General features: G+C 51.4%; 15 protein-coding genes and 1 pseudogene. 4 read left to right on the forward strand and 12 right to left on the reverse strand.

From position 1 onward, the window contains the following. Positions 1-10 precede the first annotated feature (10 nt). Positions 11-1,072, forward strand: a complete 1,062-nt coding sequence (gene glpQ, locus GF617_RS17395) for a glycerophosphodiester phosphodiesterase (RefSeq protein WP_203452171.1) — start codon at positions 11-13, stop codon at positions 1,070-1,072. A gap of 78 nt (positions 1,073-1,150) precedes the next feature. Here the strand turns inward: glpQ and yfaE are convergent, their stop codons facing one another. From yfaE to ubiG, 4 genes are all read right to left on the reverse strand, one after another. Beyond that, a complete protein-coding gene (gene yfaE / locus GF617_RS17400; RefSeq protein WP_014071081.1) occupies positions 1,151-1,405 on the reverse strand; it encodes a class I ribonucleotide reductase maintenance protein YfaE in 255 nt (84 codons plus the stop codon). After that, positions 1,405-2,535: a class Ia ribonucleoside-diphosphate reductase subunit beta gene (nrdB, locus tag GF617_RS17405; protein ID WP_203452172.1), complete on the reverse strand. Its 1,131-nt coding sequence runs from the start codon at positions 2,533-2,535 to the stop codon at positions 1,405-1,407. The genes yfaE and nrdB overlap by 1 nt, the downstream gene beginning before the upstream one ends. 52 nt (positions 2,536-2,587) lie before the next feature. Next, entirely contained in the window at positions 2,588-4,873 is a 2,286-nt protein-coding gene (nrdA, locus tag GF617_RS17410) for a class 1a ribonucleoside-diphosphate reductase subunit alpha (RefSeq protein ID WP_203452173.1), read from the reverse strand. A 350-nt stretch (positions 4,874-5,223) separates the two neighbouring features. Next, complete coding sequence (gene ubiG / locus GF617_RS17415; RefSeq protein ID WP_181620197.1) at positions 5,224-5,952, reverse strand: bifunctional 2-polyprenyl-6-hydroxyphenol methylase/3-demethylubiquinol 3-O-methyltransferase UbiG; 729 nt, start codon at positions 5,950-5,952, stop codon at positions 5,224-5,226. Positions 5,953-6,098: 146 nt separating this feature from the next. On the opposite strand from ubiG, the gene gyrA reads away from it, so the two are divergent. Then, a complete protein-coding gene (gene gyrA / locus GF617_RS17420) occupies positions 6,099-8,735 on the forward strand; it encodes a DNA topoisomerase (ATP-hydrolyzing) subunit A (RefSeq protein WP_203452174.1) in 2,637 nt (878 codons plus the stop codon). A 42-nt stretch (positions 8,736-8,777) separates the two neighbouring features. On the opposite strand, the gene GF617_RS17425 is transcribed toward gyrA, so the two are convergent. The 6 genes from GF617_RS17425 to atoS form a co-directional block, all read right to left on the reverse strand. Further along, complete coding sequence (locus GF617_RS17425; protein WP_203452175.1) at positions 8,778-9,962, reverse strand: acetyl-CoA C-acetyltransferase; 1,185 nt, start codon at positions 9,960-9,962, stop codon at positions 8,778-8,780. 31 nt (positions 9,963-9,993) lie between these two features. Then, on the reverse strand, positions 9,994-11,316 hold the full coding sequence (locus tag GF617_RS17430; protein ID WP_203452176.1) for a TIGR00366 family protein: 1,323 nt from the start codon (positions 11,314-11,316) through the stop codon (positions 9,994-9,996). Beyond that, positions 11,313-11,963 carry a 3-oxoacid CoA-transferase subunit B gene (locus GF617_RS17435; protein WP_181620193.1) on the reverse strand — a complete coding sequence of 217 codons (651 nt, stop codon included), beginning with the start codon at positions 11,961-11,963 and terminating at the stop codon, positions 11,313-11,315. The genes GF617_RS17430 and GF617_RS17435 overlap by 4 nt, the downstream gene beginning before the upstream one ends. Positions 11,964-11,965: 2 nt before the next feature. After that, positions 11,966-12,625 (reverse strand): acetate CoA-transferase subunit alpha, encoded by a 660-nt coding sequence (gene atoD, locus GF617_RS17440; protein WP_203452177.1) that lies wholly within the window; start codon positions 12,623-12,625, stop codon positions 11,966-11,968. A 198-nt stretch (positions 12,626-12,823) separates the two neighbouring features. Continuing rightward, positions 12,824-14,209 (reverse strand): acetoacetate metabolism transcriptional regulator AtoC, encoded by a 1,386-nt coding sequence (atoC, locus tag GF617_RS17445; RefSeq protein WP_203452178.1) that lies wholly within the window; start codon positions 14,207-14,209, stop codon positions 12,824-12,826. Beyond that, positions 14,206-16,032, reverse strand: coding sequence for a two-component system sensor histidine kinase AtoS (gene atoS, locus GF617_RS17450; protein ID WP_203452179.1), 1,827 nt, complete (start codon positions 16,030-16,032; stop codon positions 14,206-14,208). Before atoS ends, atoC begins: the two co-directional genes overlap by 4 nt. 167 nt (positions 16,033-16,199) lie before the next feature. On the opposite strand from atoS, the gene rcsC reads away from it, so the two are divergent. Beyond that, a complete protein-coding gene (gene rcsC, locus GF617_RS17455) occupies positions 16,200-19,046 on the forward strand; it encodes a two-component system sensor histidine kinase RcsC (protein ID WP_203452180.1) in 2,847 nt (948 codons plus the stop codon). Between the two features lie 47 nt (positions 19,047-19,093). Here rcsC and rcsB read toward each other — a convergent pair whose 3' ends face one another. Both rcsB and rcsD read right to left on the reverse strand, forming a co-directional pair. Next, on the reverse strand, positions 19,094-19,744 hold the full coding sequence (gene rcsB / locus GF617_RS17460) for a response regulator transcription factor RcsB (protein ID WP_003859405.1): 651 nt from the start codon (positions 19,742-19,744) through the stop codon (positions 19,094-19,096). A 16-nt stretch (positions 19,745-19,760) separates the two neighbouring features. Continuing rightward, positions 19,761-22,430 carry a phosphotransferase RcsD gene (gene rcsD / locus GF617_RS17465; RefSeq protein WP_203452181.1) on the reverse strand — a complete coding sequence of 890 codons (2,670 nt, stop codon included), beginning with the start codon at positions 22,428-22,430 and terminating at the stop codon, positions 19,761-19,763. Between the two features lie 744 nt (positions 22,431-23,174). On the opposite strand from rcsD, the pseudogene GF617_RS27160 reads away from it, so the two are divergent. Continuing rightward, positions 23,175-23,279 (forward strand): annotated as a pseudogene (locus GF617_RS27160) (hypothetical protein); the annotation flags it as partial. Between the last annotated feature and the right edge of the window lie 65 nt (positions 23,280-23,344).

Below are 23,344 nucleotides of genomic sequence, written 5' to 3' on the forward strand. Positions count from 1 at the left end.
GGAGTGTGTGATGAAATTAACTCAATTCGCCACGAGCCTGCTGCTGGTGGGGTTAATGACGGGTTCTGCACTGGCCGCCGAAAAGATTGTTATCGCCCATCGTGGCGCGAGCGGCTATCTGCCAGAGCATACGCTCCCGGCCAAAGCGATGGCTTATGCACAAGGGGCCGATTACCTGGAGCAGGATCTGGTGATGACGAAGGACGACCATCTGGTTGTCCTGCATGACCACTATCTTGACCGTGTTACGGACGTGGCAGAACGTTTCCCGGACCGCGCCCGTAAAGATGGCCGCTACTACGCCATTGATTTCACGCTCGATGAGATCCGTTCGCTGAAATTTACCGAAGGCTTCGGGATTGAGAACGGCAAGACGGTACAGGTCTATCCGGGACGTTTCCCGATGGGCAAATCTGATTTCCGTATTCATACCTTTGAAGAGGAGATTGAGTTTGTTCAGGGGCTGAACCACTCGACGGGCAAAAATATCGGTATTTACCCGGAAATTAAAGCGCCGTGGTTCCACCATCAGGAAGGGAAAGATATTGCGGTGAAAACGCTGGAAGTGCTGAAACAGTACGGCTACACCAGCAAGCAGGACAAGGTCTATCTGCAATGTTTTGATGCCGCTGAACTGAAGCGCATTAAAACCGAGCTGGAACCAAAGATGGGGATGAACCTCAACCTGGTGCAGCTGATTGCCTATACCGACTGGAATGAAACCCAGGAGAAACAGCCTGACGGGAAGTGGGCGAACTACAACTACGACTGGATGTTTACGCCGGGCGCGATGAAGCAGATTGCGCAGTACGCTGACGGTATTGGGCCGGATTACCATATGTTGGTGGCACAAGGCTCAACGGCGGGTCACGTGAAGCTGACGGATATGGTGAAAGAAGCACATGCCAGTAAGATGCAGGTGCATCCTTACACGGTGCGTGCAGACCAGCTACCGGAGTATGCGACGGACGTGAACCAACTGTACGACGTGTTGTATAACCAGGCGGGCGTGGACGGATTGTTTACGGATTTCCCGGATAAAGCGGTAGGTTTTTTGAAGGATAAACGCTGAAATTGCCGGGTGGCGGCTGCGCCTTACCCGGCCTACGAACTGCTAACCCTCTCCCACGGGGAGAGGGAACCAGGGCAATCACATCTCGATCTCAATATCGCCTTTTGCCCGGCAGCAGCAGGGCAAAATTTCCCCTTCGTTGATAAAGGCCAGCGGTTCGGTCAGCCAGTCGACCTGGCCTGCGACCAGGCGGCAGCGGCAGGAGCCGCAATACCCGGCACGACACTGGTACTCTACCTCAACCTGATGCGCTTCAAGCGCCACCAGCAGAGAAGGGTGCTCTTCCTGACACAGCACTTCTGTGCCAGAAAGGCGAAGGGTTACGCGCGTCATCAGAGCTGGAAGTTGCTCAGGTCGTCAGTATCAACTTCCGCGTCGATCTGACCCACAAGATAAGAACTCACTTCCACTTCCTGCGGCGCAACCTGCACGTTATCGGACACCAGCCAGGTGTTGATCCATGGAATCGGGTTGGAGCGCGTCTGGAACGGCAGATCAAGACCGACAGCCTGCATGCGGATGTTGGTAATGTACTCAACATACTGGCACAGAATGTCTTTATTCAGGCCAATCATGGAGCCGTCGCGGAACAGGTAATCTGCCCACTCTTTCTCCTGCTGAGCCGCCAGCACGAACAGGTCATAACAGTCCTGTTTGCACTCTTCTGCGATTTCCGCCATCTCTGGATCATCCGTTCCGCTGCGCAGCAGGTTCAGTATGTGCTGCGTGCCAGTCAGGTGCAGGGCTTCATCGCGGGCGATGAGGCGAATGATTTTGGCATTCCCTTCCATCAGCTTGCGTTCAGCAAAGGCGAAGGAGCAGGCGAAGCTCACGTAGAAGCGAATGGCTTCCAGCGCGTTCACGCTCATCAGGCACAGGTACAGCTGTTTTTTCAGCGCACGCAGATTCACGGTAACGGTTTTGCCGTTCACATTGTGTGTACCTTCGCCCAGCAGATGCCAGTAGCTGGTCATCTCGATGAGCTCATCGTAGTAGTGGGCAATCCCTTCGGCACGTTTTTGGATCTGCTCGTTGGTAACGATATCGTCAAACACCACAGCCGGATCGTTAACGATGTTGCGGATGATATGGGTGTAAGAGCGGGAATGGATCGTCTCGGAGAAGGCCCAGGTTTCAACCCAGGTTTCCAGCTCTGGGATGGAGATCAGCGGCAGCAACGCCACGTTCGGGCTACGACCCTGAATGGAATCCAGCAGCGTCTGATACTTCAGATTACTGATGAAAATATGTTTTTCATGATCCGGCAACGCCTGAAAATCAATACGATCGCGGGAAACATCCACTTCTTCCGGACGCCAGAAGAAGGAGAGTTGCTTTTCAATCAGCTTTTCGAAGATGTCATATTTTTGCTGATCGTAGCGTGCCACGTTGACTGGCTGGCCGAAGAACATCGGCTCTTTGAGCTGGTCGTTTTTCGTCTGTGAAAAGGTGGTGTATGCCATGAGTTGGGAGTCCTGTCTTACGAAATAAAGGCGGGGATATCCCCGCCCTTCATTAGATCTTACATGCGCCGCTTTCGCAGCCATCGTCCTGGATAGAAGGAGCAAGATCGTCTTGCGCATCTTCTGCACCATCACGGGTGTTGTGATAGTACAGGGTTTTAACGCCAAATTTATAGGCAGTGAGCAAGTCTTTCAGCAATTGCTGCATTGGCACTTTTCCGGACGGGAAACGTGTCGGGTCGTAGTTGGTGTTAGCAGAGATCGACTGATCGATAAACTTCTGCATGATACCCACCAGTTGCAGGTAGCCGTCGTTGTTTGGCATTTCCCACAGCAACTCGTAGTTGTTACCCAGCGTTTCGTAATCTGGAACAACCTGACGCAACACGCCGTCTTTTGACGCTTTAATGCTGACGTGGCCGCGCGGTGGCTCGATACCGTTGGTGGCGTTAGAGATCTGCGAAGAGGTCTCGGACGGCATCAGGGCAGAGAGCGTAGAGTTACGCAGGCCGTGAGTTTTAATGGACTCACGCAGACCTTCCCAGTCGAGGTGCAGCGGTTCGCTGACAATCGCGTCCAGGTCTTTTTTGTAGGTGTCGATCGGCAGAATGCCTTTCGCATAGGTGGTTTCGTTGAACCACGGACACGCGCCTTGCTCTTTTGCCAGCTCATTAGAGGCTTTCATCAGGTAGTACTGAATTGCTTCAAACGTCTGGTGCGTCAGGTTGTTCGCACTGCCATCAGAATAACGCTTGCCGTTTTTCGCCAGCCAGTAGGCAAAGTTGATCACGCCAATACCCAGGGTACGACGGCCCATTGCGCCACGTTTTGCGGCCGGGATTGGGTAATCCTGGTAGTCCAGCAGGGCATCCAGTGCACGTACTGCCAGCACAGCCAGCTCTTCAAGCTCGTCCAGGCTTTTGATCGCTCCCAGGTTGAACGCTGACAGCGTACACAGGGCGATTTCACCGCTTTCGTCGTTAACGTCGTTCAGCGGTTTGGTTGGCAGGGCGATTTCCAGGCACAGGTTAGACTGACGCACTGGCGCAACCACCGGGTCAAATGGGCTGTGGGTGTTGCAGTGGTCAACGTTCTGAATGTAGATACGGCCGGTAGAGGCACGTTCCTGCATCATCAGGGAGAACAGGTCTACCGCTTTCACGCGCTGCTTGCGGATGCTGTCGTCTTTCTCATATTTGGTGTACAGACGTTCGAATTCATCCTGGTCAGCGAAGAACGCATCGTAGAGGCCAGGGACGTCAGATGGGCTGAACAGGGTGATCTCTTCACCTTTCAGCAGACGGGTGTACATCAGCTTGTTGATCTGCACACCATAGTCCATGTGACGCACGCGGTTACCTTCAACGCCACGGTTGTTTTTCAGAACCAGCAGGCTTTCGACTTCCAGATGCCACATCGGGTAGAACAGAGTAGCAGCACCACCACGCACGCCGCCCTGAGAGCAGGATTTTACCGCAGTCTGGAAGTGCTTGTAGAACGGGATACAGCCGGTGTGGAAAGCTTCACCACCGCGAATTGGGCTACCCAGAGCACGAATACGGCCCGCGTTAATACCGATACCGGCACGCTGAGAGACATATTTCACAATGGCGCTGGAGGTGGCGTTGATGGAATCCAGGCTGTCACCACACTCGATCAATACGCAAGAGCTGAACTGACGGGTTGGTGTGCGCACGCCAGACATAATTGGCGTAGGCAGAGAAATCTTGAACGTAGAGACTGCGTCGTAGAAACGTTTTACGTATTCCAGACGTGTTTCACGCGGATAATTAGAGAACAGGCAGGCGGCAACCAGAATATACAGGAACTGTGCGCTCTCGTAGATTTCGCCGGTCACACGGTTCTGAACCAGGTATTTGCCTTCGAGTTGCTTCACGGCGGCGTAGGAGAAGTTCATATCGCGCCAGTGATCGATAAACCCGTTCATCTGCTCGAACTCTTCTTCCGTGTAGTCTTCCAGCAGATGCGTGTCGTATTTGCCCAACTCAACCATTTTCACCACGTGATCGTACAGTGCTGGCGGTTCGAACTGACCGTACGCTTTTTTACGCAGGTGGAAAATCGCCAGACGCGCAGCGAGATACTGATAATCTGGCGCTTCGCGAGAAATCAGGTCTGCGGCTGCTTTGATGATGGTTTCGTGGATGTCGGACGTTTTGATACCGTCGTAAAACTGGATATGGGAGCGCAGTTCAACCTGGGAAATAGATACGTTGTTCAGTCCTTCTGCTGCCCAGTCGAGAACTCGATGGATTTTGTCCAGATTGATACGCTCGGTTGTACCGTCGCGCTTTGTCACCAGCAGACTCTGATTCATGTGGGTTTTTACCTGTCCGTGAAATAAAAAAATATCCCCCCGTTTATCCACAGGTCCGTCTTGTGACTAACTCTGTGGATAAATACTACATGTAGGGGGTTTGCGATAAGAAAAACGCTATATGGTGAGTATTCTAGTATCGAATCTTTTCAGCACAAGGGTTGATTTTGAGGTTAAATTGAGGTTGCAGAAGCGTAATAAACGCTAAGTCCACGTACCGTAAGGCCTGGACGGATTGTCAATATTCGATAAAAAAAAATGAAAATTTGATCGAGTGCTGATTTCTTCAACGAGAGGTCAAAATTGCGCAACATGATGTCGCGCAATCTTTATAAGAATAGTTGATGACGTTAGTCGTTTTTTGCAGTTGTGTGCAACATATAATTAACATCCACGCCGGGTGCGAGCTTAAATTTATCGGTTAACGGATTGTAATGCAGACCTGTGATGTGCTGCTCTTTGAGCCACGTTTGGTCGACCCAGCTTAATAATTCAGCAGGTTTGATGAATTTTTTCACGTCATGCGTTCCTTTGGGGACCATGCGCAGGACGTATTCTGCACCGACTACGGCCATCAGCCAGGCTTTACCGTTACGATTAATGGTGGAGAAGAACACCTGTCCACCCGGTTTAACGAGCTTCGCGCAAGCACGCACGACAGACTGGGGATCGGGTACGTGTTCAAGCATTTCCATACAGGTGACGACGTCATACTGGTGCGCGTGTTTTGCTGCATGCGCTTCGACAGTTTCTTGTACATAATCAACCTGAATACCGCTTTCCAGCGCGTGGAGTTTTGCCACCTGTAGCGGTTCAAATCCCATGTCCAGACCGGTAACGCTCGCCCCTTCACGTGCCATGCTTTCTGCAAGAATGCCACCACCGCAGCCTACGTCGAGGATCTTTTTACCGAAAAGACCGCCAGAGCGTTCCGCAATATAGCCAAGACGCAGTGGGTTAATGCGGTGCAGAGGTTTAAACTCACCGTCGAGATCCCACCAACGGGACGCTACCGCCTCAAATTTGGCGATCTCTTCATGATCAACGTTGTGAGTCACCGGGGATTTTTCGGCATTCATGGGTGCTTTTACTCCTTATTTAGCAAGACTTCGGAGTATATCAGGCTATCCCCATGAATAAAGCATACAGGTTTACCTGTCTGAGAGCGGTTGTGTTATAATTTGCGACCTTTGAATCCGGGATACAGTAGAGGGATAGCGGTTAGATGAGCGACCTTGCGAGAGAAATTACACCGGTTAACATCGAGGAAGAGCTGAAGAGCTCCTATCTGGACTATGCGATGTCGGTCATTGTTGGCCGTGCGCTGCCGGACGTCCGCGATGGCCTGAAGCCGGTACACCGTCGCGTACTATACGCCATGAACGTATTGGGCAATGACTGGAATAAAGCCTATAAAAAATCTGCCCGTGTCGTTGGTGACGTAATCGGTAAATATCACCCACACGGTGATATCGCCGTTTATGACACGATCGTGCGTATGGCGCAGCCTTTCTCGCTGCGTTACATGCTGGTAGATGGCCAGGGTAACTTTGGTTCTGTCGACGGCGACTCCGCTGCGGCGATGCGTTATACGGAAATCCGTATGTCGAAAATCGCCCACGAGCTGATGGCCGATCTGGAAAAAGAGACGGTTGATTTCGTTGATAACTACGACGGCACGGAAAAAATTCCTGACGTTATGCCAACGAAAATCCCTAACCTTCTGGTGAACGGTTCATCCGGTATCGCCGTAGGTATGGCAACCAACATTCCACCGCATAACATCACGGAAGTGATCAACGGTTGTCTGGCCTATATCGACGATGAAGACATCAGCATTGAAGGGCTGATGGAACACATTCCGGGTCCGGACTTCCCAACGGCAGCTATCATTAATGGTCGCCGTGGCATCGAAGAAGCTTACCGTACCGGTCGCGGCAAAATTTACATCCGCGCCCGCGCTGAAGTGGAAGCCGATGCAAAAACGGGCCGTGAAACCATCATTGTTCACGAAATCCCTTATCAGGTGAACAAAGCGCGTCTGATTGAAAAAATCGCCGAGCTGGTCAAAGAGAAACGTGTTGAAGGTATCAGCGCGCTGCGTGATGAGTCCGATAAAGACGGGATGCGTGTCGTCATCGAAATCAAACGCGACGCGGTGGGTGAGGTTGTACTGAACAACCTGTACTCCCAGACTCAACTTCAGGTCTCCTTCGGTATCAACATGGTTGCACTGCACCATGGTCAGCCGAAGATCATGAACCTGAAAGAGATCCTGAGTGCATTCGTGCGTCACCGCCGCGAAGTCGTGACTCGCCGTACTATTTTCGAGCTGCGCAAAGCGCGTGACCGTGCTCATATCCTTGAAGCACTGGCTGTCGCACTGGCAAACATCGACCCAATCATCGAGCTGATCCGTCGTGCACCGACGCCAGCAGAAGCGAAAGCTGGACTCGTTGCGCGTCCTTGGGAACTGGGTAACGTTGCGGCGATGCTGGAACGTGCGGGCGACGATGCGGCGCGTCCGGAATGGCTGGAGCCAGAGTTTGGCGTGCGTGATGGTCAGTACTACCTGACTGAACAGCAGGCCCAGGCCATTCTGGATCTGCGTCTGCAGAAACTGACCGGCCTTGAGCATGAAAAACTGCTCGACGAGTACAAAGAGCTGCTGGAACAGATTGCTGAACTGCTGCATATCCTCGGCAGTGCCGATCGTCTGATGGAAGTGATCCGTGAAGAGCTGGAGCTGGTCCGCGATCAGTTTGGTGATGAACGTCGCACTGAAATCACTGCGAATAGCTCTGATATCAACATTGAAGATCTGATCAACCGCGAAGACGTGGTGGTTACCCTGTCTCATCAGGGCTATGTGAAGTATCAGCCACTGACCGACTACGAAGCTCAACGTCGTGGTGGTAAAGGCAAATCAGCAGCACGTATTAAAGAAGAAGACTTTATTGACCGCCTGTTGGTGGCAAACACCCATGACACGATCCTCTGCTTCTCCAGCCGTGGTCGTCTGTACTGGATGAAGGTTTATCAGCTTCCTGAAGCAAGTCGTGGCGCACGTGGCCGTCCAATCGTCAACCTGTTGCCGCTTGAACCAAACGAACGTATCACCGCGATCCTGCCGGTACGTGAGTACGAAGAAGGCGTGAACGTCTTTATGGCGACAGCCAGCGGTACAGTGAAGAAAACTGCACTGACCGAATTCAGCCGTCCACGTTCAGCCGGTATTATTGCCGTCAACCTGAACGACGGTGATGAGCTGATTGGCGTGGATCTGACATCCGGTACGGATGAAGTCATGTTGTTCTCTGCGGCCGGTAAAGTGGTGCGCTTCAAAGAGAACGCTGTTCGTGCGATGGGCCGTACTGCAACAGGTGTACGTGGCATCAAACTGGCGGGTGAAGACAAGGTCGTTTCCCTGATTATTCCGCGTGGCGAAGGTGCAATCCTGACCGTGACGCAGAATGGTTATGGTAAACGTACTGCTGAAGGCGAATACCCAACCAAGTCTCGTGGCACGCAGGGCGTTATCTCTATCAAAGTGACCGAGCGCAACGGTTCCGTTGTTGGCGCGGTACAGGTAGATGATTGTGACCAGATCATGATGATTACCGATGCCGGTACGCTGGTGCGTACTCGTGTCTCTGAAATCAGCGTGGTAGGGCGTAACACCCAGGGCGTGATCCTCATCCGCACAGCGGAAGATGAAAACGTGGTGGGTCTGCAGCGTGTTGCGGAACCTGTGGATGACGAAGAGCTCGATTCCATCGATGGTAGCGTAGCGGAAGGCGATGATGAGATCGTGCCGGAAGCCGATACTGACGATGATGCGGCAGATGATGCCGACGAGTAATGTCTCCTGACATAAAAAGGGCCGGTTTCCGGCCCTTTTCTTTTAGCGCATTCTCTCTACCACCATGGCGATCCCCTGGCCGCCGCCAATGCATAACGTTGCCAGCCCCAGGGTTTTGTCCTGTGCCTGTAATGCATGCAGAAGCGTTACCAGGATACGGGCTCCACTGGCACCTACGGGATGCCCGAGCGCAATAGCCCCGCCGTTGACGTTCACCTTATGCGGCTCAAAACCGAGCTTTTTGCCTACAGCCAGAAACTGTGCGGCAAAAGCCTCGTTGGCTTCGATCAGATCGATATCAGACAGTTGCAACCCGCTCATCTGCAGGGCTTTTTGCGTCGCAGGGACTGGTCCTATGCCCATCAGTGAGGGGGCTACACCACTGCTGGCATAAGCTTTGATCCGCGCGAGAGGCTGTAAACCGGCAGCCAGCGCTGCAGACTCCAGCATAACCACAAGGGCCGCAGCCCCATCGTTAATGCCGGAGGCATTTCCGGCGGTGACCGTGCCGGCTTTGTCAAAAGCCGGACGCAGTGTTGCCAGAGCCTGTGCAGTTGAATCCACTTTAGGAAACTCATCACGGTCAAAGAGGACAGTCTTTTTGCGAGTGGTAACGTTAACCGGGGTAATTTCCGCCTGGAAGGCCCCTGAGGCGATGGCTGCTGCTGCTTTGTGTTGAGACTGCAGGGCCAGTTCGTCCTGCATCTCCCGGCTTATACCATATTCGCGGGCGACGTTTTCGGCCGTGATCCCCATATGATAGCCGTGGGTGGCGCAGATCAGGCCATCGCGCAGGATAACATCGGAGAGTTTCGAATCTCCAAGACGATACCCCCAGCGGGCTTTGGCGTCTAGTAAATACGGTGCCTGGCTCATGTTTTCCATGCCCCCAGCCACGATGGCTTGTGCCACGCCTGCCTGGATGGCCTGCGCAGCCAGGGCCACGCTTTTAAGACCGGAGCCGCAAACCTTGTTGACGGTAAAGGCGCTGACCGTCTCGGCAATGCCGCTTTTTAACAGAGCCTGGCGAGCCGGATTTTGCCCGAGCCCAGCCTGCAATACGTTACCCATAATGACTTCATCCACCAGGTTCGGATCGAGGCACGCCCGTTCCAGGGCGGCGCTGATGACTGTCGCGCCGAGATCGACGGCACTAACAGACGCCAGGGAGCCATTAAAGTTGCCGATGGCGGTGCGGGTCGCGCTGACAATGACACAGTTTTTCATTTTTTCTGTTCCTTAAAATAAGTGATTGCTGTCAGAACAAGGTCAATCCAATGACAAAAATGACGCCGGAGAAGAGCAAAGCGGTGATGCAGTAACCCATGATGTCACGTACCCCAAGCCCGGCAATGGCCAGCGCAGGCAGCGCCCAGAACGGTTGTGCCATGTTCATCCACTGTTCGCCATAGGCGATAGCCATCACGGATTTACCAATGTCGGCACCGAGCGCCTGCGCGGCAGGCAGAACGAACGGCCCCTGAATCACCCAATGACCACCGCCTGACGGCACGGCAAAGTTGATCAGCGCGGAACTAAAAAAGGTCATCAACGGGAAGGTGTCTTTGTTGGCAACATTAATGAAGAATTCAGTGATGAGTCCGCCAAGGCCGGAATGCTCCATCATCAACTGGATCCCTGCGTAGAAAGGGAATTGCACCAGGATCCCAGAGGTACTTCGAGCTGCGGCGCTGATGGCGCGCATGTAAGCCATGGGTGTTTTGTGTAGCAGAAGACCGGCAATCATAAACATCAGGTTGACGGTATTGATGGTGATATTGAAGCCTTTCTCCGTGAAGTAGATGCCCAGGTAAGCAATGCCCAGAGCGCCAATGATGAGCGTCAGGATCCTGCTCTCTTCAAGGCGTTCAGACGGTGGTGCGTCAGCAGGAAGTTGCTTCTGAAAATCGGCCTCTTCAAGTAACAATTTCGGGTCAATGCAGACCACATCGGCGGGTTTTGGCGTCATCAGGCGTGTGATAAACGGCATAACCGCAATCAGTGCCAGAGTGATAAAGATATTGAAGCCGGTAAACAGGGTATCGCCGACAGGAATTAGTCCTGCGATATGTTCCACCGGGTTGCCTGGTGTCGCCGCCAACAACGGCATCGAACCAGAGAAGCCGCCGCCCCAGGTGAGGAAACCGATATAGGCACAGGCAATCAGCAGTGGATAGTCAGAACCAGGGATCCGTCGTGCCACTTCGCGGGCAAACATGGCCCCAACTACCAGACCAAAACCCCAGTTGATGACACAGGCTACCGAACCAAAGAAGGTCACCAGCATTACGCCCTGTGCCGGTGTTTTGGCGACAGAGGCGGCGGTACGCAGTAGACTTTTCACCGGACCGGAACTGGCCAACGCATGCCCCGTCACGATGATTAGTGCCATTTGCATCCCGAATGCCAGCAGATTCCAGAAACCATCGCCCCAGAATCTCACCATGCGGACTGGCGTTTGCGGGGTTAGCCAGAGAGCAACGCCAAAAGTTATCAGCGTCAATAGCATGGCGAAGATCAGCGGATCAGGTAGCCAGCGGCTTACGAAGCGCGTCATAAAGCGCGAGATACGGCCAATCATAGGTCACCCCGCTGGATGATTAGATTAGCCGCGATGTCAAATTGGGCTTCGGTTTTTTCGCGTAGGCTGGCAATGTCGCAGTTTTCCACGATTTCCGTCAGCCACATTTTTCCGTCGATAAAGCGGAATACGGCCAGTTCAGTGACCAGCAGGTGGACTGCGTGCTGCGCTGTGAGCGGCATGGTGCAGTGACGAAGGATTTTTGCCGAACCGTCTTTGGCGCAATGCTCCATGGCAATAATCACTTTACGGGCACCGGTCACCAGATCCATCGCGCCTCCCATGCCAGGAACCATTTTCCCTGGAACAACCCAGTTGGCGAGGTTAGCTTGCTCATCCACCTGCAAGCCACCGAGCACACAGGCATCAATGTGGCCACCACGGATCAGCGCGAAGGACATGGCGCTGTCGAATATAGCTGCACCGGGTAAAATACCGCACGGTTGTCCACCGGCATTCACCAGATCGGGATGCGTGGTTGTGACCGGCCCTAGCCCCAAAAAACCGTTCTCGGACTGCAGCATAATGTGAATATCTTCCGGTAAGTAATTGGCGACCATCGTCGGCAGCCCAATCCCCAGATTGACCACATCGCCATCACGAAGCTCGAGGGCTACGCGGCGCGCAATACGTTGTTTAGCATCCATGATTAGCTCTCCTGTGGAATGACGATATGGTCGATAACGGCGCCTGGGGTGATAATGTGGTCAGGCTGAAGTGCGCCTGTTTCCACCAGCTCATCAGGTTCAGCTAAAGTGATGTCAGCAGCGAGGGCGATTAGCGGGTTAAAATTGCGGGCGCTGAGTTGATAGGTAAGGTTGCCTGAACGGTCACTGCGGTGCGCACGGATCAGTGCCAGATCTGCACGTAACGGGTGCTCGAGCAGCCAGGTTTTCCCCTCAAGTTGCAGGGTTTGCTTGCCATCGGCCACCACGGTGCCAACGCCTGTCGGGGTCAGAAAACCACCAAGGCCTGAACCACCGCAGCGAATTTGCTCAATGAGCGTGCCCTGCGGAACCAGATGGACCTCCATCTCACCCGCAATCATGCGACGGCCTGTTTCAGGGTTGGTGCCAATGTGCGAGGCGATGACTTTGCTTACCCGGCCATTGACGATTAGTGGGCCGATACCGGTATCGATAAAGGCGGTATCATTGGCAATCAACGTCAGATCGCGAACGCCAGATTGTAGCAAGGCATCAACGAGGCGTGGCGGGGTTCCTACGCCCATAAAGCCTCCGACCATAATAGTCATGCCATCACGAAAGAAAGTGGTGGCATCTTGTAAGTTAATCAGTTTGGTTTTCATTATGTTTCCCTTTTGCATACTCCATGTTGGGTACGTTTGGGGAATAGCAAGCGATATGCCAGGATTGATTAAGATAGTGTTTTTATATTAACTAATTGAAATAAATGATTTATTTTTATTATGTTGTGACGGGTTTCTTGGGGGAGACTATGCAGAATTTTGCGCACTGTGAAAAATTCTGCATAGCAATTTTGGCTATCAGCCATCTGCGGGGTCGATCCCGTATTCCTGTAGCTTATACATTAGGGCGCGTCTACTGATCCCCAGCATCAATGCGCTGTGGGTGCGGTTGCCTTGTTGCTGTTCGAGTACTTGAACAATGATCCGTTTCTCCTCACGCTTGATCTCTTCTTTCAAATTTCGTTCCCCAGACTGCACCTGTCTGAATGCGGTTTTGGTGCTGACTGGATGGTGGAATGGGGCAGGGAGATCCTCGGCAAAAATAACTGCACCGGTACTCATTACGACAGCCCGTTCGACCACGTTAGACAGTTCGCGGATATTACCCGGCCACGACCATCGGGTGAGCAATGCCAGGGCTGTAGAGTCAAACTCGATAATATCGCGTTGATTTTCTGAACTGAATTTCTGCAGGAAATGGTTAGCGAGCAGGCCGATATCCTCCTGACGCTCGCGTAATGGAGGCAACATCAGATGAATCACATTCAGCCGGTAAAACAGATCTTCGCGAAATGTTCCGGCCTTCACCATCGCCTGAAGATCGCGGTTTGTGGCAGCGACAATGCGAATATTAACGCGAATGGTCTGATGCCCACCGATGCGTTCGAACTCTCTCTCCTGCAGGATACGCAGTAACTTTGCCTGCAGGGAAAAGGGCATTTCGGCAACTTCATCCAGTAACAGAGTTCCCTGATGGGCACGTTCAAACAAGCCCTGGCGCAGCGTCTGCGCACCAGTAAATGCCCCTTTTTCATGACCGAAGAGTTCACTTTCCAGTAAGGATTCTGGCAGAGCGGCGCAGTTAATGTTGATAAACGGGCCGCTGGCCCGTCGGCTGTTGTAGTGAATGGCACGGGCGATCAACTCCTTTCCTGTACCACTTTCACCGCTGATCAGTACATTAGCCTGTGAAAGGGCGATTTTTGCCGTATCTTTGCAGATATCCAGCATCGCCGGGCTGTTGGTCAGAATATGCCCCCATTGCCAACTGGTGTTCAGAGCTTGATGCAGATTGCGGATCTCCTGCTTCATCGCTTGCAATTGTAACGCGCGCTGGATCACCAGATTAAGCTCATCGAGATCAAAAGGTTTAATTACATAATCAAACGCACCACATCGTAAGGCTTCAACTGCGGTTTCTACTTCGGCATAGGCCGTCATCAGGATCACCGGAACCCGGGGCTGTTGCGTTCGCATCACTTTTAAGGCATCGATACCGTTTAATTCCGGCATACGAATATCCATCACGACGACATCTGGCCGGGTGTCGGAAAACAGGTTCAGTGCGGCCTGGCCGTTGCTGGCGCAGTGGGTTTCGTGCCCCAGCAGGGAAAATGCAGTAGCCAGCATACGGCGAACATTATCTTCATCGTCCACGATAAGAATACGGTAGGGGGTTTTCATTCTGGCAGTTTTCCCTGGGGGTTGTTCGGTAAAATCAGAGTGAAAGTCGTGCCGCAGCCCGGCTGGCTTGTCACCTGAATATCTCCCTGATGCGCGTTAATAATACGCTGGCTCAGCGCAAGCCCCAGACCTGTACCCGAGGCTTTCGTGGTGAAAAAGGGGTCAAAGATCTTTTTTTGTAAAGCGATATCAATGCCGCAGCCATTGTCTTGAATAGTAACAGCCTGCTGGAACGGGGAGTACGTCCAGGTCCGGATCCGTATTTCCCCTCTTGCGCCTATCGCCTGGACAGCATTAATTAAAATATTGAGTATCACCTGCTTGAGGAGTTCACGATCGGCAATGATCTCTGGCAGAGTACACCTGGATTCAATGCTAAAGGCTATCCGTGCCTGAATACCGGCGGTTTGCACGAGGATCAGCGTTTCTTTAATCAGCGTATCAAGCTGTACCCGCTGCCACTGGCTTTGCCGCGGACGTGAAAAATCCAGCAGTTGTTGAATGACTTTGTTGATGGAGTCAATTTCATTGAGCACCACCGACAAATATTCCTGATGTTCCGTCCGCGTTGTTTGCTGGCGGATAATCTGCACATACCCGCGGATGGCGGTCAGTGGATTACGCACCTCATGTGCCACGCCAGCCATCAGCTCGCCCAGCGTGGCCAGCCGTTCTGTTTGCGCCAACCGTCGCTGTGCCTCTTTTCGGGCAGTAAGATCTGAGAAGATCACAAGGGCGCCGATCATTTCGCCGTGGGTGTTATGGATTCGACTGGTGGTGGCGCTGATCTCAATCATACGTTCCCGTCCTGGAAAACTGATCTCCTGGGCCAGATGCTCAGTACCGTGTTCCAGGGTATCAAGTACCGGGCTGCTGAAACGGGTGTTGGCGAACAGTGTGGCATAGGATTGTCCAACCAGTTCATGCCGCTTATATCCCGTTATCTGTTCCGCCGCTGGGTTCATGGTGGTGACGTCGCCCTGCCTGTCTATCGCAATAACGCCGTCTGCTGCGTTTTCAATGATCAGGTCGTTCAGGGTTTTGGTTTCCCGTAGCGTTTGTGCTAGCGCATTGACGCTGCGGCTGATTTGCCCAAGTTCGCCGGGCAGGTCAGGCAGCATGGCGTGGGTTTTATGTGCCAGGGTTGATAGGCCGTTAGTGATAATATCGATGTTGACACCAAGGCGGCGGGAAAAGAGGATAATCAGCAGCAGACTGCTGAGCAACCCAGCCGCCAGTACTGTCATTATGCGAACATCCATCTTCCAGGCCTGTTGGCGAATATCGTCGGTCAACTCGTTAGCCCAGATATAACCGACCACTTCCCCATGGCGTTCAACAGGAATCATCGAGTTAAGAATATCACCGCGTACCTGGCGACCCGAAAAGACGAGAGGCGTATTGTTGCGCATCACATCGCGTCCGGGGTGATCGGGGGCAATAGTGACCCCAACATTACTTTGGTAAAGCGCGGAGGGGGCGTAGGTGACAATAGCATCCAGCGCTTTATGGTAATAACCTGCGCCAGCGCCGGGAAAGGCCTGGGTAATACGTTCAGTAATGGGGCTTAACTCGGCATTCAGCGCACGAATGCGTGCGTCACGTGGCAACTGGCTACCGTGGCTAAAGGCATCGCCCAGTGCGTCGTTAAGCAGGTTTACCACCGCCGACAGTTTTTTCTCTTTTTCGGATAAGACTGCTGAACGTCCTTCGGTTTCTACGATATAACCAATAGAGATTGTCGGCACGCTCACCAGCATGATGGCCATCAGGATCATTTGATTGCGTAAGCGCCGGGGATAAAAGCCGGTAAGAAAACCCATACTAACGTCCATGTTATGTTTGCAGACCAGCGCCGATTATCAACACTAAGGGCAAGCATGTCTTCGTGGTGTATCATATTCCTGCAAAGAGAGAGCATTGCGACGGCGGCCATTTACCGCTACCTTAACCACATTCTTTTTTACCCCAATGGCGGAGCCTCGCCCCCTTGAAATACCTCGTCTCCTTTCGTACCACGCTCAAAGTTTCTCGCTATCTGTTTCGGGCGCTGGCGCTATTGCTTTGGCTTCTGGTGGTGCTGTTTTCGGTGTTTTACATCGTTAACGCGTTGCATCAAAAAGAATCGGAGATTCGTCAGGAGTTTAACTTAAGCTCCGATCAGGCTCAGCGTTATATTCAGCGCACGTCCGATGTCATGAAGGAGTTGAAGTACATTGCTGAAAATCGACTGACGGCAGAAAACGGAGTGCTGGCGCTGCGAGGGCGCAATGAAAAAACAGAGGTTCCTGATTTTCAGCCATTGTTCCCGGATTCTGATTGTTCGGCAATGGGGAGTACCTGGCGAGGATCTCTGGAGTCTCTGGCATGGTTTATGCGCTACTGGCGCGATAATTTCTCCGCAGCCTACGATCTCAACCGGGTTTTCCTGATTGGGAGCGATAACCTGTGTATGGCTGATTTTGGCCTGCGCGATATTCCTGTCGAGCGAGACGATGCACTGAAAAGTCTGCATGAACGTATCGTAAAATACCGGGATGCCCCACAAGACGAGCGCGGGAACAATCTCTTCTGGATAAGCCAGGGGCCACGTATGGGGGTTGGGTATTTCTACGCATTGACACCCGTTTATCTGGCTAATCGCCTGCAAGCACTCTTGGGAATTGAACAGACTATCCGTATGGAGAATTTCTTCACGCCGGGAAGTTTACCAATGGGCGTGACTATCCTTGATGAAAATGGCCACACGCTGATTTCGCTCACCGGGCCGGAAAACCGGTTAAAAGTCGATCCTCGCTGGATGCAGGAGCGCTCCTGGTTTGGCTATACCTCCGGTTTTCATGAGCTGGTACTGAAGAAGAATTTACCGCCATCTTCGCTCAGCATCGTCTACTCTGTCCCGGTAGATATGGTGCTTGAGCGGATTCGAATTCTTATTCTGAATGCAATATTGCTGAACGTTCTGGTGGGTGTGGCGCTGTTTACGCTGGCGCGTATGTATGAGCGTAAGATCTTTATTCCGGCAGAAAGCGATGCGCAGAGACTGGAAGAGCACGAACAATTTAACCGCAAAATTGTCGCATCTGCGCCTGTCGGGATCTGTATTTTACGGACGCAGGATGGCACGAATATCTTGAGCAACGAGTTGGCGCATAACTACCTGAACATGCTGACGCATGAAGACCGACAGCGATTAACGCAAATTATCTGCGGTCAGCAGGTGAATTTTGTCGATGTGTTGACCAGCACGCATACCAACCTGCAAATCAGTTTTGTGCACTCGCGCTATCGTAATGAAAATGTGGCGATTTGCGTTCTTGTCGATGTCTCGGCCCGTGTGAAAATGGAAGAGTCACTACAGGAGATGGCGCAGGCGGCGGAACAAGCCAGCCAGTCGAAATCGATGTTCCTCGCAACCGTCAGTCACGAACTGCGAACGCCACTGTACGGCATTATCGGCAACCTCGATTTACTGCAAACAAAAGAACTGCCGAAAGGTGTCGAGCGTCTGGTCACAGCGATGAACAACTCGTCCAGCCTGCTGCTGAAAATCATCAGTGACATTCTCGATTTTTCCAAAATTGAGTCTGAACAGCTAAAAATTGAACCACGTGAGTTCTCGCCACGCGAAGTGATGAACCACATCAGCGCCAACTATTTGCCGCTGGTGGTGCGTAAGCAGCTCGGGCTTTACTGTTTTATCGAACCTGACGTGCCGTTGACCTTGCAGGGAGATCCGATGCGTTTGCAGCAGGTCATCTCCAACCTGCTCAGCAATGCCATTAAATTTACCGATATTGGCTGCATTGTTTTGCATGTCTGCCGGGCAGGAGATTATCTGAGCATTCGCGTGCGTGATACCGGCGTAGGTATCCCGGCGAAGGAAGTTGTGCGTCTGTTTGATCCCTTCTTCCAGGTGGGAACGGGTGTGCAGCGTAATTTCCAGGGGACAGGGCTGGGGCTGGCGATCTGTGAAAAGCTGATTAGCATGATGGACGGTGACATCTCTGTAGATACTGAGCCCGGCATGGGAAGCCAGTTCACCATTCGTATTCCGCTCTATTCAGCACAATATCCGGCAAAATCAACGGTAGAGGGGTTAAGCGGAAAACGCTGCTGGCTGGCGGTTCATAATGCCTCGTTGCAGGATTTCCTGACATCTCTGCTGACTCGCATCGGCATGCAGGTTGCCCGTTATGACGGACAAATGCCCGATGCTGAAGATATGCTGATCACCGATGATACGCTGGAACAGCCGTGGCCAGGAAAAGGAGTAGTGACCTTCTGTCATCGTCATATTGGTATTCCGCTTGAACGCGTGCCGGGTGAATGGGTACATAGTGTGGCGACACCGCATGAATTAGTTGGGTTGTTGGTGCGCATTTATCGTGTGCAACCGGATGACAGCGAGGGCGCGATAGCCCTACCTTCACCGGATTCTCTGGTCCCGGTTAATGACGATATGATGATTCTGGTGGTGGATGATCACCCTATTAACCGTCGCCTGCTGGCTGATCAGCTCGGGTCGCTGGGATACCAGTGCAAGACGGCAAATGACGGTATTGATGCCCTTAATGTGCTGAGTAAAAACCCTATTGATATTGTGCTCAGTGATGTGAACATGCCGAATATGGATGGTTACCGTTTAACGCAGCGCATCCGTGAACTGGGTCTGACGTTGCCGGTCATTGGTGTGACCGCTAATGCGCTGGCTGAAGAGAAGCAGCGCTGTCTGGAGTCAGGCATGGACAGTTGCCTTTCAAAACCGGTCACGCTGGATGTACTGGAACAAACCTTGTCGCTCTACGCAGAACGAGTGAGGAAAACAAGGACATAAAAAAAGCCCGGTCGCATAACGCCACCGGGCTTTTTTATCTGTAAGACTTAATCTTTATCCGTTGCACTCAGCGTTACGGAAGAGAGGTAGTTCAGCAGGGCAATATCGTTGTCCACACCCAGTTTCATCATGGCTGATTTTTTCTGGCTGCTGATAGTCTTAATGCTACGATTCAGTTTCTTGGCGATTTCAGTCACCAGGAAACCTTCGGCGAACAGGCGAAGAACTTCGCTCTCTTTTGGTGATAAGCGTTTGTCGCCATAGCCGCCAGCACTGATTTTCTCCAGCAGACGGGAAACACTCTCTGGGGTAAATTTCTTACCTTTTTGCAGTGCTGCCAGCGCTTTTGGCAGGTCCGTTGGTGCACCCTGTTTCAGGACGATCCCTTCGATATCCAGATCAAGCACGGCACTTAAGATCGCTGGATTGTTATTCATGGTAAGAACAATGATCGAGATGTCCGGGAAATGGCGTTTGATGTATTTGATCAGCGTGATCCCATCACCGTATTTGTCGCCAGGCATGGAGAGATCGGTGATAAGCACATGTGCATCAAGTTTCGGCAGGTTATTGATCAGTGCTGTAGAGTCTTCAAATTCACCGACTACATTCACCCACTCGATCTGTTCAAGTGATTTGCGAATACCGAACAGTACAATCGGGTGGTCATCGGCAATAATTACGTTCATATTGTTCATGTATTAGGCTACCTTGCTACAGCAAGCTTTTGACATAGGTGTCAATGTCGCTGATGTATTTTTCAATGCCAGAGGCATCTTTCTCTCGAATTAGATGTTCCAGCGTTTCACATAACTGCTTGCCGGGAACCAGATTAAGCATGGCAAACACCCCTTTAAGCCGGTGTGCTGTCTGTGCCAGCGCCGCAAAATCGCTCGCGGCGGACTCAGTATACAACCGCTTAACATCATCTGGTACTGTATCAACAAAGAGTGAATAGTAGCCGCTGGCATGGAGTTCGGCGTTTTCATCGCCTCCCAGTGGGGACTCCAGGATCTCTTCCTGCGCCAGCTGTTCTTCTATTAGTTGTAGTACAGCTTCCTGCATCGCATTGCTCATATTAAAGTTGACGCGCATCTGGCCAGGGCCGATTTTCCGCACGCCTGACTCATCATCGCTTAAAAGCAAGCCGGAGGCAGTAAGATTAGACGGATTATCCGTTAAAAACAGATCAAATTCTTGACTCGTTAGCCTTTCATCCGGGGTGATGCAGGTTGCCCCCCAGTTTTCTAGCTGGCGAACCACGATGTTTCGGATTTCATTTGAGGTCACATCTACCATCACGACCACTTCATCCAGTAAGCGCTCTTCGTTTTGCTCTTGCGGATTGGCCGCCATTTTAACGTGCAAAGAATAACGGGTTCCAAGTGACTCACGCGCCTTGATATTCAGATGGCCGCCAATTTTTCGTGCCAGCTGATCGCAGAGCCAAAATGTTAGCGCATTGGCTTTGCCATAATGATCGCTCTGTGTGTCATTCAGGAACGGAAAGTGCAGATTATCAACTTCGCTTGGCGTTACGCCTTCACCAGTATCCAGAATGCGGAATGTCAGGCGATCGTCAGCAGACTCGTCAGTACTGACGTCGAGGGTGATCTTGCCGATCTGCGTAGTGGTGACGGAATACTGGATCAGCATTAGCAAGATTCGGCGCAGTGCATCACGATCGCCGTGGCGTTTGTCATTAGCAGAAAGCGGATTGTTGATCAGCAGTTGTAATCCTTTACGCTTGATGACAGGAAGGACTTCAGGAACGACTTCGTCGATCAAATCCTGGATCGAAAAGAGCGTAGAGCTGCTTTTCCAGCTGTCATTTTCCAGCATATTGGCAAGCTGAATGTCATCGACTAAACGAACCAGTGAGTCTGCCTGGCTGGCTAATGACAGGCTTTCTGGCGTATCGAGGCTGGCTGCATGGCTGGCAAGCGCCTTTAATGGTTCTTTGAACGCATCGCCAATATTCTGCATAAATGCCGCACGACCCTGTTGGTTTTTCTCGTAGAGTCTTTGGGCTTGTTTCAGCTTCTTATTCACCAGAACTTCGCGGTCCTGGTCGCGAATAATAAAAATTTGCGTGCGAGAAGCGACCTGACTGCGGAACTGTCGGATCTCGTACAGTTCATTATTAATGGTGGCCTGAATAACACCCTGGTGTTGGTCCGCCATGGTCGTGATGTTTTGCAAGTTCAGATGGGGTAAGAGATGATCGGCAATCTTGTTACTCATCACCGTGCGATTGGCTTCCTGATCGTGAACCAGTACACCAAGCGGCAGAACAGAGACAATTTCTTCATTTAGAGCGCGCAGAATGCGTAATTCATTGCTGGCTCCAGGTGCTGAAGGTGTTTCATTCTGACGCCCCGGCTGAAAGCGGAAGGTGCTATAACCAAACAGCGCGAGCGCCAGCAGGCCGATATTCAGCAGCAGTGGCAGAAGGATATTTTGCAAGGTATCCAGCAGCAATGTGCCAAAAGGAACTTGCCACACCAGTCGCATACCGGTCGAGTTTAGCGATGAAGAAATCTCTATCTTCGAGCCATTAAAAGAGATTGAGACACTCTCCGGGCCTTCCTTATCTGGAGGAGTACGCATGTTTTGCGCGCTGTTGTCGGGATCCATACGGAAACTGTCCAGCGGCATATCGGGTGGAATCAGGTCATTGATAGGTAAATCAAAGGCCACCACGGTTGCAAGATGCCCTGGCTGGTTAAATGTGGTGCGCAGCGTAAAGTAATGGCCATTTTGCCAGGCGAGTTGACGCAATGAAGAGAAGCTTTCTCGCTCATCCAGTGCATTTGCCTGCTGCAACATTTCTGCCCTGCGGGAATCGACAATGCTTCCGACTGTCGTTTCCTTAAAGCCGGAAGAGAGGTCTTTAAGCGGCAAGGTCGAAATCAGGATCATGCTATTGTCCTGGCCATTCAGATAATACATCGACCAGGGAACCGTTTCAGCGCCCCAAAGGGTGTCGAGGTAGGATGAGATCCGCTGTGTCATCTCTAAGGTCGCGCTGTCGTGCGAACCAAAAATAAGCGCTTCTGTTTTACGCTGCGGTTTTTCAAGGTAATAGACGTCCTGTTTCAGGCGCGTCTCCTGTAATCCTTCCCCGGATGAAGTGGCTGGTGCTGCGGCAATGTTGTCGTAAATCTGCCAGGTTGCGTAGCGCCAGGTATCAATACGCTTATGCACAGCATGGCTGATATCCACTATCTGATAACTTTTGTCTTTCAGCCAGGCATTGACCGCACTCTGGACCATCACTCCCATCGTTACTAACAACACAATGATCAAAAGAAGAAAGAAACGAGTGATGCTCCCAGGCAGAAGCGAGAATTTACTCGAAACGGTAGTTTCAGACTGACTCATTGATATGTTTAACCCGTGATGGCCATGCTTTAAGGGGATACGGCAGTATAAAGGGTAATAACTGAATTTCCAGCGTCGCAATCTGAGAACAGGGGACTTTTTCTGTTCGGATTATCAAACAAAGACAAAGGAAAAACATGTACAAAAAGAAGGTATGTGTACAAATAAGCTGCGATGATTGTCAAAAAATAGCACGAATTAACAAGAAATTAAGTTTTGTGACAATATCGATTATGTGGAGATAGTTGCGGGATGATTTAGTTAATAGTTGTTATGATTTCTTCTCGGTAGCACAATTAAATAATAGTTACGTAAAGAATAGTAAAAAAAAACCGAATGCATGGCATTCGGTTGAATTAGGGATAAACAGACATTCAAAACTGAATGACGGTAATAAATAAAGTTAATGATGATAGCGTGGGTTATTTTAGTGATAACAACGGGTTTTGTTTTGTCATTCAGTGCTGTAACGATTTTTAATGTAACTTATTGATTTATAATGGGTGATGTTTTCGTTTGATTATAAGTGCTATATTTTTAAGCTCTTTGTGCTTTGTAAAAGTTCCCGTTATTTTACAAAATGAAACATCTTGATCGGAAAATGAAACATCTTCAAAGTTTTCGTATCATATTCCCGTTGGATTATTCTGTAATTTTGAGGAAAATGAAGTTGCCGACTGGTTAAGAGGGTTAATCAGTAAGCAGTGGCAATAATAAGGCATATAACAACAGAGGGTTAAAATAATGAAAGTTAAAGTACTGTCCCTCCTGGTACCAGCACTGCTGGTAGCAGGCGCAGCAAATGCGGCTGAAATTTACAACAAAGACGGCAACAAATTAGGGAAGGTGCGAATAAGCAGGTCATTTCTTCCCAAGCTGACTCGCTGATTAAAATTTCGCGGATCTGGGCCGAT

Origin of the sequence: Lelliottia sp. RWM.1, assembly GCF_016859735.1 — a bacterium.
In the GTDB taxonomy this organism is placed as follows: domain Bacteria; phylum Pseudomonadota; class Gammaproteobacteria; order Enterobacterales; family Enterobacteriaceae; genus Enterobacter.